We start from the raw sequence: 16,611 nt of genomic DNA, 5'->3' as shown, positions 1-16,611 counted from the left end.
ACCCTAGCCGCCACCGCTCGGAGGACACTGGTTGACCGCTGGCTTACCCGCGAATCTGTCTGCGATCCAATCGAATCGAGACGCCACGTCGACGTCGCCGTGCCCCTTGTCCGGTTGCAATTCCCACACGACGTTGCCGCCGAGCGCACATGCCCGAGCGATCGCGTCGGTGGTCCACTGCGCGTCGATGAATTCGTCGCGGCCACCGTAGGTGACGGACAGCGGCGCCGCGAGCCGTTGCTGGGGTAGCGCCCACGCGCGCAGCAACGCCCGCAGGTGCTCCGCCGCCGCCGGCGTGGCGGGAGTGAAGTCGCGGGACCCGACCGCGGCGGCGGCAGTTGCCCGACTCGCCGCCTTGGGCCCAGAACATGCCGACAGCACGTCCCAGTACGTGACGGCCGCGCCTCGTCGGTAGTCGTCTCGGTCGACGTCGGGGTGCAAACGTGCCAACGACTCGACGATCGCCTCGAACGCCAGGGACTGATCGTTGGTCATCGTGCCGGCGACGGCCTTGTCGACCAGTCCGGTGACGTCGGCCGCGGGCACGTAGGCGACGGCGCCGACGAGGTCCAATTCCGGGGCGTACGTTGCGGCCTGCTCGTCGGCGGCCCATGCCGCACCCCCGCCTTGCGACCCGCCGACGGCGGCCCAACGAGTCGACACGTGGTCGAACGTGTGCCGCAACGCGCGGACGGCGTCGATCATGTTGAGGCCGGCGGTCTTCGAGTCGGTGTAGGGGTGCACGCCAGGCGAACCAAGGCCTTGGTAATCGGCCAAGGCGACCGCGTATCCCTTGCTCACGTAGGCGTCGACGATCGTGGAGAACCCCAGGAGATTGTCGGAAAGCGAAGGCCCACAAGGCTCGTCGAGACCGGTGGTGCCGTGGCCGAAGGAGATCACGGGCCAGCCGCCAGTGGGCGCGTCGCCCTTCGGGACGAACACCGACCCCGAGACCACGGTCTGCTGGCCGGTGTCACCGTTGGTCGAGCGGTAGACGACCCGGGCCGCGTCGACCGAGCGGCCCCCCGGCGAGCGACTGAACACGGGCATCGACGACGCGCTGATCAGCGACCCCGGTCCAGATCCGGAGACGTCGGCGTTCGGGATGGGAGTCGGCTGGTCGGCGAGCGCGCCGGTGTCGCCCGTGGCACCGCAGGCCGACGACATCGCGACGACCAGGACCAGCAGGGCGACCAGCCACGTCGACGTCGTGCGGCCGCGGACGTCGGTCATTCAGGTCGTCCGCCGCCGTGCACGACGCGCCCCAGCTGGCGGCGTCCCAGGAGTTGGTCCTGCACCAGACCCCAGGCCAGCACGAGGACCACCGAGATCAACAGGCCGACGACGCCGGCTTCGACGAGGTTGCGCACGAGCGAGCCCTCCCGCTTCGGGGTCCCCGCCTCGTCGACCAACACCAATTCCGTGCCGCCGCCGTCGACCTTGGCCAGCTCGCTCGACACGGCGATCAGGTTGGCGGTGACCGCGTTGGCGACCTCCCGCGTCTCGTCGGGGTCGGTGCCCTTGACCACGATGTCGAGAACTGGTGTCAACGACGGGGTGATGCTGATGCGACCGGCCAGCTCGTCGATGGTCTGAGGGAGTCGCAACTGGTCGACGGTGGGCCCCGTCACCCGCGCACTGCGCGCGAGGTACTGGTAGGTGAGCACGCGGGACTCCGCGGTGGCCTGCCCATAGAAGGCGTCGAGCGGAGTGGCGTCGCCGATCGCCTTGACGACGACCCTCGAACTCGAGTCGTACACCGGCGTGGTGGTCTGCCAGGCGAGCCAGCCCATCCCAATGGACAGCACGGTGGCGCACACGATCACCAGCCACCCACGGCCGACGATCCGGGCGTAGTCCCCGAGCCGTGGCGCGTCCGCGGGGGGAATCACGAGACGCCCACGCAGACGTTGCCTAGCCGCTGGCCGGCGAATCGGGCGTACAGCCACCCGAGGGCGCTCTCGACCACCTGGTCGTTGGAGGCCTCGCTGGCCCCCACCCGCTCGAGCACCTCGATCTGGTCGCCCTTGGCGCACGCGGCGTCGACGGCGAGCCGGATGCCCGCCGGCGGGGCGTTGGTGTCCAAGCTGCCAAAGGCCACCAGGACCGGCGCCGCCCCCGGCGTGGGATACCGGACGGGCACACCCGCGGCCGAAAGGCGTTGGCGCAGATCGTCTGCCGCTGCTTGGTCGCGTGGTCGCAGGTCGTTCGGCTTGAGCTCCTCGTAGATTCGTCGGGCCGCGTCCGGGTCGGGCGGAACGCAGTCGGCCAGCACGTCCCATTGTTCGCGGGCCAGCCCAGACCGATAGAGATCCAGGTCGAGGCTGGGATCCAGGTTGGCCAGACTCTGCAGTGTCCAGATGTAGGTCCGGAGGTCGGCGAGCCCGGTCAGGTCGCCGCGCTCGGCGGTGTCCACCAACGGTGACATGTCGGCGAACGGCGACATGGCGACGGCGCCGACCAACGTCATTCCGCCGCCGTAGACGCCGGCCCGTTCGGCTGCCGCCCAGGCGGCTAGTCCGCCCTCGCCAAGCCCGTAGGCCGCCCACTGGGTACTGCTCGTCGGCAGCACCCGATGAGCCGCTCGGGCGGCGTCGATCATGGTGTTGCCCAACGTCGTCGCGTCGACGACGGAGTGCGGAGCCTGGCCGTCGAGCCCGAGGCCCTGGTAGTCGGGGAAGACGACGACGAACCCGCGACTCAGAAGCGTCACGATGGGTGAGGTATAGCCGTAGTAGTTGTCGGCCAGGGTGGGACCGCACTTCGGCTGGGTGCCGGTCATGGCATGGCCGAGCGCGACGATCGGCCACCCGTCCTTGGGCGGCTTCCCCGCAGGCACGACGACGACGCCGGTGGCCTGACTCGGCGTGCCATCGTGCGCCGTCGAGCGGTAGGTCACCTTGACGGCGCTGGCGCTGGCGTCCTCGAAGGCCACCATGCCGGTCACCGGCTTGGAGTCGACGAGCGAACCGGGGCCGGTGTCGGTCAGATCCGGCGGCGGCAGAACCGGCGCGCCCGCGAAGTCCGGCGACAGGTCGGCCCGCGGCGGAAGGTCGCGTGCGACCGACGGTCCCGATGGCGACGGCGCGCAGCCCGCGAGAACGGCCGCCGACACGACCACCGCGGCCAGGAGTCGCGACCGCACGGTCAGTCTGACCCGTGCCTGGAGGCTGACTGCTGAGACGATTCGACGAGCCCCTCGGTGGGTGCGTCGTCCTCGTCGTCGGCCGACTTCGGCGGCGCCGCGTTCGACGTGGCGGACTTCGGCGCGTTCAGCTGCCGGCGATGCCCGGGTTCGAACGTCGCGACGGTCCCGATCAGGATGGCGTTCGCCGCATGCAACGTCTGGACGCCGCGTCGCAACTTCGCACTGGTCGTGCGGCGAATCCTGGCGAGCAGCAAGGCGCCGTCGGACAGGGCCGCGACGAGCGCCCCGTCGTTGTACTGCCCCAGCGGGGGCGTGTCGACGACGACGTAGTCGTAGGTGTCGCCCAGTTCGTCGAGCAGCTCCGTCGCCCGGTCGTTCGCCCAGAGCTCACCGGGCCGGGCCGGGATCGGCCCGGTGGGGAGCAACGCCACGCGGTGGTGACCCAGCGGTACGTCGGGGATGATGGCCTCGACGATGTTGGACTCTCCGGCGATCGTGGTGCTGAGGCCGCGTGCCGCGGCGGATTCCTTCATCGAGGCGTCGAGCGGAAGTCGTTCGGCGAGCGCGGAACCCCGGAAGTCGCCGTCGACGAGGATGACCGAGCGGCCGGCCTCGGCGAGCGCGGCGGCGAGGTCGATCGCCAAGGTGGTGCGCCCCTCCCCCGACGACGGACTGGTGACGGCTATCACCTTGGGCGGCTCGGGGTCGTCGGACAGCCTGGCGAACCGCAGATTGGTGCGCAATTCGCGCAGCCGCTCGGCGTAGAGACCGTCCCTGTCGAGGTCGACCACCCCGACCTTCGACCGTGACGGGTCGGCGGGCAGGCCGCCGATCACCGCGGCGTCGGTGCTGTCGGCCACCGGTTCGCGCCCGCGGACGCGCCGGTCGAGAACCCCGACCAGGATCGCCGCGAGGATGCCGAGAAGCACCCCGCCCGCGGCGCCGACGGCGACCCGGATGGGCATGCCCAAGCCGACCGGCTTGATCGGATAGTTCGCCTCGTCCACGACCACGGCACCAGCGGCGGGTGTGCCGCCTCGACGTGAGGTCTCGAGTTCGCCGATGAGGCCGACCAGCTGATCGGTGACGGCGTTGGCGTACGTCTGCGCCATCGCGGGATCGGAATCGGTCACGCTGACGGTGAACAGTACGGTCTTGGGGGCGGCGACCGCGGTGATCTTGCCGCGGAGCTCGTCCGGGGTGATGGACCCCTTCAGTTGATCGGCCGCCCTGGCTGCCACCTGCTCACTGGTTGCCAGGCTCGCGTAGGAGTTGGCCCGGTCGGTGGAGAACAGGTTGTTCTGATAGGCCTCGGTGACCGTGGTGCCGTTCTGGGTCGCCACGAACAAGGTCGAGGTGGACTGGTATTCGCGGGTGCCGAACTGCCACGTGGCCCAGCCGATGGCGCCACCGATCACGGCGAGGACCACGATCACCCACCAGTACCTGCTCAAGATTCGCAGGTATTCCTTGATCTCCAACGTCGGACTCCTCGGTGATTGCCGTGCAACGTGTCAAGAGGTTAGTCGCCGCGGTCCCCGCAGAGCCGTGGGACGCGGCCGCACCCGCGTGTTGAGCTTAGCTGGTCGACCTGCGACCATGGTCATCGTGAACCCCAACAGGGAAACGATTCGCAACATCTTGGGGTCCGTCGTGATCGTTGCGGTGACCCTGGCGGCGGTGTGGGTGGCAATTTCGTTCGGAAAGCTCGCGTTCATCGGCGTCATCGGCGCACTCGCATTATTGGTCGCGGCCTATGTCGGTGTTCGTCATCCACTCTGGCTCTACTATGCGCTGGCGGCGATTATGGCCGGTCTGCAATTCGGGCGCATTCCGGGTGTCAGTCTCCCCATCTACTTGCCGTTGGCATTCGGCGCCGTCGTCGCATCCTATTTCCACCCTCGACTGGCCCGGTCCAAGCATCCGCTCGAATTCGCATGGATCGCATTGATCATCACCAGCGGCGTGACCATGGTCGTCAACGCCCATGGGTTCGCCGACTATTCGCTGTACATTCGTTGGCTGATTCCCTCGATGATGTTGTTCGCCCTCATTCAACTGCCGCGGGAGAACCTCAAGCGCTTCGGTCAGATATTCGCCGTCGTCGCGGCGGCGAACGGCGTCTTCGGCATGTACATGGTGGCCTTCGACCAGAACAACACCGCGCTGCGCATCTTTCAGCCGTTCGGGTATCTGCCGGAGGCGATCGGGCCGATCTTCGCTCAAGGGGGCGACGGGGTGACCGGCACCATCCGACTCGGCGGCACGTGGGTCAACGCCAACGGCGCCGCCCTCAACCTGGCGCTGGCCGTCGGCCTGAGCGTGCTGCTCTTCGCGGGCTGGCGACGCACCGTCCTGGTCCTCATCTTGACCACCTCGCTGCTCCTGACCCTGAGCCGCGCCTCCATCTTCAGCATCGTCGCCGGTGTCATCCTCGTCCTGCTGTTCGGCGCGATGCGGGCGCGTGATCGTGGGGCGACGATTGGCCTGGGACTGGTGGTCGCCGCGGGCGCACTGCTCACGCCCGCCGTGCGTGACCGCCTGACGTCGGCATTCGCCGGCCGCGACGTCGGTTCGATCGCGCGCGCGGACGCCCTGAAGGTGTTTCCCGGCCAAATGGCGCATCATTGGCAATTTGGCTGGGGCTGGGGTCGCCCGGAATTCTTGGACCCCGCGTATTCATATGTCTTCAACCTCCCGTCCAACGCTCCGTTGATCACGCTTTACCGCGGCGGGTTTCTACCCTTCATCGCCTTTGTCGCCGTGATGGTGATCAGTATTGCGATGTCCTACCGGGCGCTCCGTTCCAATTCACTGCCGCTGGCCACGTACGGCGGCATCGCGATTGGCTTGACCGTCGTACAGTTTAATTTGGACCACAACGTCTCCGACGTTCCGCAAAACGTGCTTTTGTGGTCCATTTTGTTGGCATTCGTCCTGTACGCCGACGACGCCCGAAAGAATGCGGCGGTTACCGAGCATGACGGACTTGCCGCTCCCTCCACGTCAGAGTTACTCCCCCGATAGCGACGGGGCGGTTGCGGCACGGCCGGCCGTCGGAGATTCGCTCGTGGCACGCGTCGATGGACCGGTTCGCAACGACGAACGGGCCCTGAAGGTGGTCGACCTTGGTTTGCTGGCGGCTATCCCGACGGCGGTTGAGAGCTCAGTACGCGCCGGAGCCGGTGGCAATCGTGCGGACGGTCTTGACCGCGATCAGCACGTCGTTGGTGATCGACCAGTTCTCGACGTAGGACAGGTCCAGGCGAACCGAGTCCTCCCACGACAGGTCGGAGCGGCCGCTGACCTGCCACAGGCCGGTGATGCCCGGCAGGACGAGCAACCGGCGACGGACCTGGTCGTTGTAGGTGTCGACCTCGCGGCGCAGCGGCGGCCGGGGCCCGACGACGCTCATGTCGCGGCGCAGCACGTTGAAGAACTGGGGCAGCTCGTCGATGCTGTACTTGCGCAGGAGGCTGCCGACCTGGGTGATCCGCGGGTCTTCCTTCATCTTGAAGAGCACGCCGCCGACGCTCTCGTTGACGTCCATCAGGTTGACGACCTGCTGATCTGCTCCGTCGACCATCGTACGGAACTTGATCATCTGGAACGGCTCGCCGTCCAAGCCGATGCGTTCGGACTTGTAGAAGACGGGACCCTTGCTGGTCAGCTTGATCGCGATGGCCGCGGCGATCATCACCGGTAGCGCCGCGACGAGCGCGAAGATCGCCATGAAGTAGTCGAATGCGAGCTTCTGGATCTTCTTGGTGCCGCTGTACTGCGGCTTCTCCACGTGGATCAGGGGCAGGCCTGCAACGGGTCGCATCGTCAACCGGGGGCCCGCGACGTCGACGACGCCGGGGGTGACCACCAGGTCGACGCCCAACTTGTGAAGGTCCCAGGACAGCTCCCGAACGCCTTCGGGGCCGAGGTGGTCGGTGGTGGTGAGCGCGACCGTGTCGCTGTTGGTCTTGAGGATCGCGTCGTGGACGTTGTTCTCGTCGCCGAAGACGGGCAGTGCGCCGACCCCGGGGATCTCGATGGTGCCGCCCGAGCTCCGCCCGGTGAGGCACACGCCGACGACGGAGTATCCGTATCCCCAGCCGCGGTTGAGGGACTGCACGAGGCTGCGAACGGCCCTGGCGTCGCCGACGGCCAACACGGTCACGACGCAGCGGCCACGCTTGCGCTGCCGGGACAGGAACAGGCGGCACACGTTCCGGCCGACCACGAGACCGGCGAGGCCGAGCGGAAAGGCCACCGCGAGGTACCCGCGGGCGAACTCCGGCCGGAAGATCATGAGGGCGACGGCTACGACGCCAATCGTTGCCAGGGTGGCCGAGACGACCCGCCGATACTCCTCGACGCCGGCCCCCACGATGCGGGGCGAGCGGGTGCGGTAGGCGGCGAGCAAGCTCAGCCAGATACCGGCGATGAGCACCGACAGAATGGAGAAGTAGATCGACGCCGGATCAGTGGCCGTGATGGGTCGGCCGAGCCTGACGGTTTGGGCCCCTACCAGCGCAAGAGCGACGACGAGGATGTCTGAGACGACCAGGACCTTGACGTACCGCCGCTGCCAGCGGGGGCCACCGTTCCGGCGCGAAGCCGTCACGGGTGCTCCAGTGAGCGCCACGGTTTCTTCGGTCAAAGACAACGTTCCCCACCCCTTCTGTTTGCTGGCAGTTAAGCGCGTTAACAAGGCCCCCGCCTCGCGCCTACTATGTCATCGTTAGCCAGCCAACGCCACGCGTACAGCATATGCGCAGCTCACCTACATGCGCCTTGTATTGCCGCTTTGGCGAGACCACCCCACTGATAAGCGAAGACGAACTCCCACCCGAGCAGCGAATAGCGATAGCGGCGGGGGACGTCGACCATGACGGCGGCGTCGGCATGGTCTGAGAAACATTGCTGAAACACCAGCCGCGCTCGGGGCAGGTGATAGCGCCAGCTGACGACGATGATCTTGCTCCACGATCGCTGGTCGGCCAGGCGTCTCATCTCCTGGGCTTCACCGCGAGTGGTCCCCGGATCGGGCTTGAAGCAAATCACCTCGACGTCGTCCGGTTCCCGACACACCCGACGCATCACGGGGTCCCCGTCCCAGTAGGGATTGGACAACACCACGGTCGGGGCCCAGCCCTCCCGGGCCAACTGCAGTCCATAGTCCTCGCGACCGTCGTGCTCGCCGCCAAGGACGATGATCGCGTCGGCCCGCTCGAGTTGGTCCACCCTGGCGTTGGCGAACACGAAGTGTCCGCTGATGCCCATGTCGACCAGGATGATCGTCACCACGAGCACGAAGGCCTCGAGCGCCGCCAGGAGTCGTCTACTCGCGGGCATACTCCGCCAGATCGTCGGGGCACATCTGGCGATAGGCGGCCCACATGCCCCGTCCCATCGCACGCTGTCCGTCGGCGTTGTAGTGCCTGTCGTGTTCACCGTTGACGCATCCCCGCGTGCCCGTCACGAAGGCGGTGCGGTGCTTGCGTTGCGGTGTGTCGGCGTGTACGGCGTCGATCACCGAATAGTCCTTGCGACTCAGTTCCATCTCCTCGGGCACCATTTGACCGAGGATGAACGGAAGATCGTTTCCATGGCGCGCGCGTAAATCGTCTATCACCGAATCGAGTTTGTCCCGATACGTCGGACCGGACATCAGGGGCACGTCACTTTCACCCTGGTGCCACAACACCGCGGCAACCGTACTTCCCGGGTGCAGCCGGAGCACCGCGTCGATCGCGCGCACGCCGTTGACGTAGAGGTTGACCCTGGTGCGGGTGTCGGCCGGATCCCACGTGTATCCGTTCTTCGGCGCGAACGACGTGTCCCCGCGGGCGCCGGGGACCAGGAGGACGTGCCGACCGGTCTCCTCGGCGAGCGACTTGGCGAAGGTCATGCCGAATCCGACGCCGTATCCAGGGATCTCGTGCATCAGCGGTTCTTCGGCGAGCACGACGGTGCCCCTCGACGGCCCGCTCATGGCGTATTGGTGAACCCGGGGGTGGGCGCGGTCCAGCCCGCCGGGGTCGAGCCCGATACCCATCCCGAACGCGTTCGACTGGCCCAGAATCGGTACCACCAGATAGGGCGACGCCGGCGGGTCTACCGGCGTCCCCGGTGACGCCAGCTTGCGCTTGACCACCGACTTGGCCTCGTACAGGAGGCGACGCCACGTGGCGACGTCGCCGTCAGGGTTCCTAGTGGCACTCATTGGCTGCGGGCCTTCCTGCGAATCGATCGGCGATCCAAGCGATTTGACGGGACACGTCGACGTCACCGTGCCCCTTGGAGGGCTGCAGGTCCCACTCCACGTTCCCGCCGAGAGCACATGCCCGCGCGATGGCGTCGGTGGTCCACTGCGCGTCGACGAGCGTGTCCGCGCCCCCGTAGACCACGGAGAGGGGGGCCGACAGGCGTCGTTCCGGAAGTGCCCACGCCGACAACATCGTCCGCAGTTGGTTCGCGGCGGCGGGTGAGGCCGGCCGGATGTCGTCGGCGGTCACCTGCGCCAGCGCGTCGTTCCTGGCTTGGGCGGTGGCGCCCGCGCAGGACACCGTCACGTCCCAGTAGCGCGCCGCCGCGCCGCGCCGGAAGTCGTCGCGGTTCACCTGAGGATGCAGGCGGGCCAGGGATTCCACGATGGCCAGGAAGGCCGGCCGCTGGTCGGCAGTCAGGGTTCGCGCCTCCGCGCCGTCGACCACGCGGGTCACGTCGGCGGCGGGCGACTCTGCCACGGCCCCAACGAGATCCAGCTCGGGGGCATAGGTCGACGCCTGTTCGTCGGCGGCCCACGCCGCTCCCCCGCCCTGCGATCCGCCCAACGCGAGCCAGCGCGTGGAGGTGTTGGCAAAGGTGTGCCGCAGCGCCCGGACGGCGTCGATCATGTTGAGCCCGGCGGTCTTGGCGTCGGTGTAGGGGTGGACGCCCTTCTCGCCCAGCCCCTCATAGTCGGCCAGCGCGACCGCGTGACCCGTCTCGACCAACCCGACGACCAGATCCGAGAGCCCCAGCAGCGAACCGGAGACCGACGGAGCGCAGTCCTCGTCGATGCCAGTGGTGCCGTGACCGAAGGAGAGGATCGGCCATCCGCCCTGCGGCGGGTCACCGACGGGTGTGAACACCGATCCGGAGACGACCGTCTGAGCACCGGTGTCCCCGTTGGTCGAGCGGTACACCACGCGCGCCGCCTGGAGCTGGTGTCCGGTGAGCTCCCCTTGCAGGGCGGGCATGGTCGTCGCGCTGACGACGGTGCCAGGGCCGGTGCCGCCCAGGTCGGCGGTTTCGATCGGAACCGGTTGCGCCGCAGGCACGTCGCCGCGAAGCGCGTCGACCACCTTGGTCGCGAGACGGAAGCCGACGGGCAGGGTGAGGGCGACGACCACCAGGGCGATCAGCGCTACCACGGCGACCGCCGCGGTCCGCGCTCGGTGCCTCATGTCAGCCGCCGTCCCGCACCTGAGCGGACGTCTCGTCCGGCCCGGTTCGCGGAGGCGACGTGATGAAGGATCCGCAGCTGTTCGGCGCGGGATCGCCCGCGAACCGGTCGGCGATCCACGGCAGCACCGGGCTGACGTCGACGTCGGAGTGCCCGCGGTCGGGTTGCATGTCGACGCGGACGACGTCACCCATGTCGCATGCGTTTTGCAGCGCCGCGTCGGTCCAGCTGGGCGGGATGAGGACGTCCTGCCCTCCGTAGACGACGAACGCCGGAGCCGTCAGGGGTCGACGGGGCAGGTCGTCCGCCCGCAGGAGGTCCCGCAGCGCGTCCGCGGCCGCGGGAGACGACGGTACGAGGTCGTCAGAGGTAATCTCGCCGACAGCCCTGGTTCGCTCGTCGATGTCGCGGAAGTCGCACTGCAACAACACGTCCCACTTCTCCGCGACGACGCCACGGCGATAGTCGTCAAGGTTCAGCGTCGGATCCTCGTTCTTCAGCGAGGCCAGCAGTGCCTGGTACGCCGGCTCCTGCTCCTTCGACAGCGCCCGATTCGCGGCGTCGTCTACGAAACTCGAAACGTTGAGCGGCGGAGACACACTCGCGGTGCCGACCAGATCGAGTCCGGCTCCGTACGCCGCATTGAGTTCGTTGGCCGCCCATGCCGCCTGCGCTCCTTGCGACAGGCCAAACGCCGCCCACCGGTTCGACGTGTCGGCGACCACCTTGCGCGCAGCGCGCACCGAGTCGACGAGGTTGTAGCCAGCCGTGGTGGCGTCGAGGTACGGATGATAGGTCGAGTCGTCGCCCAGGCCTTGGTAATCCGACATCGCGACGACGTAGCCGGCCTCGACCAGCTGAAGAACCGTGGAGGACAGATTCGACAGCGTCGTCGACGACGACGGGGCGCATCCCGAGACGACACCGGTAGTGGGGTGGCCGTACGCGATGATCGGCCACCCGCCTTCTGGCGGCTTGCCCTTCGGCGCGAAGACCGTTCCGGTTACCCGGGTGGGCTGGTTTGTCACCCCGGAGGTGGACACGTACGTGACCTTCGCGGCAACCGACGTGGTGCCGGTCAGCCGTCGGTCTAGCGTTGGCATGCTGTTGGCGGCGACGACGGTGCCCGGTCCCGAACCGCTGAGATCGGCGGGCAGCGAGATTCCGGCGTCTGGCGGCGGCGCGGCCGACTGGGTGGACGGTCTGTCGCACGCGGTCGACGTGATGGCCACCGCGATCATCGCGGCGATGGCGGCGCGGCGCCGACTCATCCGTCCACGCCGGTCTTCGTCTGTCGGTCGACGTCCACCGTGGCGTTCTCCAATCCACCCCCGTCGATCAACGTTGCCGGCGGATTGCTGGCAACGCGCCCTGGTACAGCTCATCCGCATTCCGCAAATCCCGAACCGCGCCGGTCGACGGTGACGTGTCGGCGCACGACGACTCATCCTAGCCAACCATCTCGACTGGCCGGATGGCACGTGCCGCAGCCGTTTCGGAACCGAGACGAGCCCACCCGCATTCGGGCCGCCGCGGCGAGGGCCGGTCGGCGCCACGACGCCGACGGCGACCGGCCTGAACCCTCCCGAACGAATTCACCGCGACCGTCAGGACGATCGCTGGCCGCCGAGGATCAATGCGTCGACGGCGTCACGCACCCTCCCGCTTCGCCAATGCTCCTCGTTCGCCCGGTAGACGGCCCGGCCGGCAGAGACGGCGGCCGCTGGATCGGTGAGCATGCGCCGACACTCACCGACGAAGGCGTCGTCGTCGTCGTAGACGTCCAGGCCGAAGACCTCCCCCAGCGACCCCACCGCGGCTTTCGTCCCCACCACCGGCAGTCCGATGCGAGCCGCGTCGAGGATCTTGACCCGGACCCCTCCCCCAGTCTTGATCGGCGCCACCATCGCCCGGCACGTGGCGAGGAACGCATGCAGGTCGTCGACGAAGCCGAGGTCTCGCACTCCGGGAGGGTGGGCCGGCTCCGGCGCATTCGGCTTCTTTGCGCCGATGACGCACAGCTCGGCGTCCGGCACGCCCGCCGAGATGCGTGGCCACAGTTTCAGGGCATGCAGGAAGGCCTCCTGGTTCGGTGGCCAATCCCTGGTCCCCATCAGCACCAGCCGAGGAGGCGTCGCCGAGACGTCGACCGGTTCGGCCGGGGGCAACGTCAGCTCGAACCAGCGGGCTGCGCGCACGCCGTTGCGGCGGTATTGCTCTGCCTCTTCGGCGTCGAAGGTGCCCACGGCGTCGGCGGCCATGGCGACCCGAAGCTCGTCCCGGACCAGCTGCTTGGCCTGCACCCGTCCCAGCAGCCCACGGCTGGCGCCCCAGACGAGGGCCTCGCTGACATGGGTGTCGACCACCAGGCTGCGTGTGCCGAACAACGAGCTGCGCAGGAACGACTCGGCCATGTAGCTGTGCTCGGCGACGTAGACGTCGGCGTCGGCACGTTCGATCGCCGCGACCAGTTCGTCGCCGTCGAACCGAACGTGGACGAGGCTGCGGCGCGACTTGGCCGCCGCGGCAAGCAGGTTCAGCGGCCGGACGGCAGGTTTGCGCACCCGCGTCACCTGCACGCCGCCGGGCACGAAGTCGGCCGTGACAGAACCACTCTCGGCCGCCAGGCAGATGACGGAGACCTGGAAGTTCTCCGCGGCCAGCTCGACGAACAGGCGCGACAAGGCCACGTCGCCACCGTGTTCGACGACGGGGTCCTTGGAGAGCAGGAAGACGACGGAGGTCATCGTCGCCCCTTTCGGTACAGCGCCGTCGCGAAGATCGCCAACAGGATCGCGTCCGACGCGGTCGTGGCGAGCGCCGCAGCCACCGCGCCGAGGCCCAGCTTCACCAGCACGGTCAGCAGCGCGAACTTCACCGGCAGCAGGGCGATCGACGACGCAAGCCGAAACCGGTCCCGCCGTTGGGCGTACAGGATGACCTGGAAGACACAGATGACGGTCCGCAGAAAACAGAATCCAGCCATGATCACCATGGCCTCGGCCATGGGCGCGGGGGCAGGCGTGAACAGCATGACCACGCCGGTGACGAGAACGATGGCGCCGACGGCGGACGCGATGGTCAGCGTCAGCCGCAGCTTCGGACCGGTCCTCAGGTCGCCACCGCTCTTGCGTAGCGGTTCGTGATAGGTCATCGCGAACGACTGCCCGATGCCGGCCAGCGCGGTGGCCAGCATCAGCGTGATGTTGTAGTAACCGACGACCGTGCTGTTGGTCAGGAAGCCCAGCAGCAGGACGTCGCCCTGCAGGTAAGCGGCTGTGCCCAAACCCATCTCGGCACTGAGGTAGGCCATTTGTCGTGGCGATCCCGGCAGCCCCGGTCGGTGGCCCCGCACGATCGCGCCGGCCACGATGAGGATGACGGCGTAGGGCGCACAGTAGAGGAGGCTGGTCACCTTCAGTGTGGGATCGTCCACCGCGAAGAGATAGGCACACACCAGCACGACACTGGTGGTTTGCCTAATGGCGTCGTAGCGCCAGACGAGGTCGGGATGTCCGTCCCGCACGGAGCGACTCTTCAGGCTGTTGAAGACGAGTTCGCCGCCGGCCATCACGAGGCCGAACCACAGGAGGTACAGCCTGTCGAACGGCAGAAGAACGAGTCCGGCGACCACGAGCGCGACGCCCACCAGGTAACGACTGGAGCGATCCCGGTTGAAGTCGTCGTCGGACTCCCGGATGGCGCGGACGGCCCACGGATTGTCCAGTGGCGGACCGAGAATCGTTGCGAATGAGAACGCCAGGGCATACAGACCGTAGTCGGAGATTCCGAGGCGGGCGATGATCGCGAGGGTCAGAAGCAGGCCGAGTCCTCGGCTGCCGTACATGAAGAAGACGCCAACGAGCGTCTTGAAGAGGTTGCGCGACGCGCCGTCCGGGGCTGATTCAGGCGCTGATTCGGGGAGCGTCAGGTCACGAGCCCTTCGTCTCGAGCGTCGTCATCAGCAGAACAGGGGCCGGTAGCCACCCGTGTACTTCAGCGCCTCCGGATCGCGCTTGCCGATTACCTTGGCCGGGACTCCGCCGACGATTTCGCATTCGGCGACGTCCTTGGTCACCACCGCCTGGGCGGCGACGACCCCACCGCGTCCGATCAACGACGGCAGCACCATGGCGCGACTGGCGATCCACGCGTAGTCGTCCACCACGGTGGGGATCGGCACCGGGAGGAAGTCTGGATGGTTGACGTCATGCCCGCCGCCGATGATCTGAACGTCGCTGGCAATGGTGACGTTGTCGCCGATGGAGAGACCGGCACGGGCGTCGAGCAGGCAGCGCGAGCCAATCGACGTGTTGTCGCCCACGGTGAGGAACTCGATGTCGAGGATCGTCGTGCCGAGCATGATGCACGAGTTTCCACCGATGGTGGCGCCGAAGAGTCGCAGGAATCCCTGGCGGATGAAGTGGAAGGGGATGTGGGTGATCACCAGGTTGTAGAGCACCTGGCCGACGCGGTTGCGGAGCTTGCGCTGCAAGCCCATGCTCTGCATCCGGTAGTTCGCGACCCTTCCGTCGGGTTGTAGTTCGTACGACGGTGGGGGTGGCAACTTCAATCCGGGTGCGGCGCCGACCTTCCTGGCTACGTCTTCCGGGTCCGCCTTTGCGGGTTCGGTGCTCACCGGTGTGGCTCCTGCCATGGGTTTGGACGGCGGCGCTGTGACGCCGCCTCGGCAACTTGGGGTGTCAGGGTACAGCGGTGACAGCGGTCACCGGGACAGCGCGACGAGGCCGTTGACGGCGCCGTGAAGCTTCTCCGAGAACGACGTCTCACTGAACTGCTTGACGTGGTCGCGAATCTTGTCCGAGTCGAACTTGGTCATCTCGAACCGGTCGACGGCCTCGGCGATGTCGCCGGGGGTCGGTTCGTCGAAGTACATGCCGCTGACACCCTCGTTGATGGTGTCGAGGAATCCGCCGTATCGCAGCGCAATCGCCGGCCGGCCCCAGATCCCCGCTTCGAGCGGAGTGAGGCCGTAGTCCTCGTAACTGGCCGCCAGGATGGCGCGGCAGTTCCGGTAGAGCCACGCCAACTCGCCGTCGGAGATGTCGGAGACCATCGTGACGTTGGGCGTCTTCATGGCGCGCAGACGATCGGCCTGTGGGCCGCGGCCCACGACGACCAGTCGTCGGGTCGAGCCGGCGAACGCGCTGACGATCGCGTCGACGTTCTTGTAGGGCAGTAGCCGCGAGACGACCAGGTAAAAGGCGCCGTCGACGGAACCGACGTTGGCCGCGTCGACGCCCAGCCAGTCGACGACTCCGGGGATCGCTTGCACGGTGTCCGCCTGGGCCATCGTGACCGGCGGGAAGACGACCTCGGCCTCGACTCCGTAGGCAGCGTGGATGCGCTCGCGGATCACCGCAGAGTTGGCGAGGTACCGGTCGCTGGACTCGGCGGCGCGCCGATCCCATTTGGTGAGGTAGCTAGACATGGCGCGAAGGCCCAGCTTCGCCACCAAGTTGCCGTGGTCCCCCAGGTAGCTGTCGCCTTGGTACAGCCAGCGAGCGGGCGAATGGCAGTAGACGAGTTTGCGGCCGGTGGTGTGGAATCCGTGCGCCCAGCCGCTGCTGCTGGCAAGGACGACGTCGGCGTCGATGTGGACACCACTGGCGACGAATGGGAAGAGCGGAAGCGCGGCGCGGTGATGCTTGCGGATCGCCGCCACCCGGTTGACGGGCGCAACCCGAACGTCGAGATCCCTGAACTCGGGAAACGTCGCGTCGGGGTCGTAGAGCATGGTGTAGATCGGAGCGTCCGGAAACGCCCTGCTCATGGCCAACACGGTCTTCTCAGCCCCCCCGAGCTGGGTGAGGTAGTCATGCGCGATGGCCACTCGAGGGCGAGTCGACGCGTGCGCTAAGAGTTCTCGGGGCACCGTCAGTAATCCTCACGATGTTTGGCACTTGAACATGCGTGCTGGGCGGGACAGGAGGTATGCGCACCTCCGCAGGTGGGGTACGCCGCCGACAACTGTACACCGGCTGTCGCGTTTTCACCGGTT

At 67.6% G+C, this 16,611-nt stretch carries 14 protein-coding genes; 1 reads left to right on the top strand and 13 read right to left on the bottom strand.

All coding sequences use genetic code 11. The features are described 5' to 3' along the window. Nucleotides 1-3 precede the first annotated feature (3 nt). The 4 genes from H7J06_RS08855 to H7J06_RS08840 all read right to left on the bottom strand — a co-directional run bounded on the left by H7J06_RS08855 (nucleotide 4) and on the right by H7J06_RS08840 (nucleotide 4,629). Nucleotides 4-1,167, bottom strand: coding sequence for a lipase family protein (locus H7J06_RS08855; protein ID WP_443678419.1), 1,164 nt, complete (start codon nucleotides 1,165-1,167; stop codon nucleotides 4-6). Nucleotides 1,168-1,229: 62 nt separating this feature from the next. Further along, a complete protein-coding gene (locus tag H7J06_RS08850; RefSeq protein ID WP_264038377.1) occupies nucleotides 1,230-1,892 on the bottom strand; it encodes a YveK family protein in 663 nt (220 codons plus the stop codon). Further along, a complete protein-coding gene (locus H7J06_RS08845; protein ID WP_264038376.1) occupies nucleotides 1,889-3,145 on the bottom strand; it encodes a lipase family protein in 1,257 nt (418 codons plus the stop codon). Before H7J06_RS08845 ends, H7J06_RS08850 begins: the two co-directional genes overlap by 4 nt. A gap of 2 nt (nucleotides 3,146-3,147) precedes the next feature. Then, entirely contained in the window at nucleotides 3,148-4,629 is a 1,482-nt protein-coding gene (locus H7J06_RS08840) for a tyrosine-protein kinase domain-containing protein (protein ID WP_264038375.1), read from the bottom strand. A 118-nt stretch (nucleotides 4,630-4,747) separates the two neighbouring features. On the opposite strand from H7J06_RS08840, the gene H7J06_RS08835 reads away from it, so the two are divergent. Next, nucleotides 4,748-6,175 carry an O-antigen ligase family protein gene (locus tag H7J06_RS08835; RefSeq protein ID WP_264038374.1) on the top strand — a complete coding sequence of 476 codons (1,428 nt, stop codon included), beginning with the start codon at nucleotides 4,748-4,750 and terminating at the stop codon, nucleotides 6,173-6,175. 139 nt (nucleotides 6,176-6,314) lie between these two features. On the opposite strand, the gene H7J06_RS08830 is transcribed toward H7J06_RS08835, so the two are convergent. The 9 genes from H7J06_RS08830 to H7J06_RS08790 form a co-directional block, all read right to left on the bottom strand. Further along, a complete protein-coding gene (locus H7J06_RS08830) occupies nucleotides 6,315-7,763 on the bottom strand; it encodes a sugar transferase (protein ID WP_264038373.1) in 1,449 nt (482 codons plus the stop codon). Between the two features lie 155 nt (nucleotides 7,764-7,918). Beyond that, nucleotides 7,919-8,494: a YdcF family protein gene (locus H7J06_RS08825; protein ID WP_264038372.1), complete on the bottom strand. Its 576-nt coding sequence runs from the start codon at nucleotides 8,492-8,494 to the stop codon at nucleotides 7,919-7,921. Then, the gene (locus tag H7J06_RS08820; protein WP_264038371.1) at nucleotides 8,481-9,365 is read right to left on the bottom strand and encodes a sialate O-acetylesterase; all 885 of its coding nucleotides are present in this window, start codon (nucleotides 9,363-9,365) and stop codon (nucleotides 8,481-8,483) included. Before H7J06_RS08820 ends, H7J06_RS08825 begins: the two co-directional genes overlap by 14 nt. Next, nucleotides 9,352-10,590, bottom strand: coding sequence for a lipase family protein (locus tag H7J06_RS08815; protein ID WP_264038370.1), 1,239 nt, complete (start codon nucleotides 10,588-10,590; stop codon nucleotides 9,352-9,354). Before H7J06_RS08815 ends, H7J06_RS08820 begins: the two co-directional genes overlap by 14 nt. A 1-nt stretch (nucleotide 10,591) precedes the next feature. Continuing rightward, nucleotides 10,592-11,860, bottom strand: coding sequence for a lipase family protein (locus H7J06_RS08810; protein ID WP_264038369.1), 1,269 nt, complete (start codon nucleotides 11,858-11,860; stop codon nucleotides 10,592-10,594). 336 nt (nucleotides 11,861-12,196) lie between these two features. Next, the gene (locus tag H7J06_RS08805) at nucleotides 12,197-13,336 is read right to left on the bottom strand and encodes a glycosyltransferase (protein ID WP_264038368.1); all 1,140 of its coding nucleotides are present in this window, start codon (nucleotides 13,334-13,336) and stop codon (nucleotides 12,197-12,199) included. Continuing rightward, on the bottom strand, nucleotides 13,333-14,436 hold the full coding sequence (locus tag H7J06_RS08800; protein ID WP_264038366.1) for a lipopolysaccharide biosynthesis protein: 1,104 nt from the start codon (nucleotides 14,434-14,436) through the stop codon (nucleotides 13,333-13,335). The genes H7J06_RS08805 and H7J06_RS08800 overlap by 4 nt, the downstream gene beginning before the upstream one ends. A gap of 114 nt (nucleotides 14,437-14,550) precedes the next feature. After that, on the bottom strand, nucleotides 14,551-15,228 hold the full coding sequence (locus H7J06_RS08795; protein WP_264038365.1) for an acyltransferase: 678 nt from the start codon (nucleotides 15,226-15,228) through the stop codon (nucleotides 14,551-14,553). Nucleotides 15,229-15,315: 87 nt separating this feature from the next. Then, the gene (locus H7J06_RS08790; RefSeq protein ID WP_308205736.1) at nucleotides 15,316-16,443 is read right to left on the bottom strand and encodes a glycosyltransferase; all 1,128 of its coding nucleotides are present in this window, start codon (nucleotides 16,441-16,443) and stop codon (nucleotides 15,316-15,318) included. Nucleotides 16,444-16,611: the final 168 nt, after the last annotated feature.

Source organism: Mycolicibacterium hodleri (genome assembly GCF_025822245.1).
Taxonomy (GTDB): Bacteria; Actinomycetota; Actinomycetes; order Mycobacteriales; family Mycobacteriaceae; genus Mycobacterium; species Mycobacterium hodleri.
This window is presented reverse-complemented; position numbering and strand designations above follow the sequence as displayed.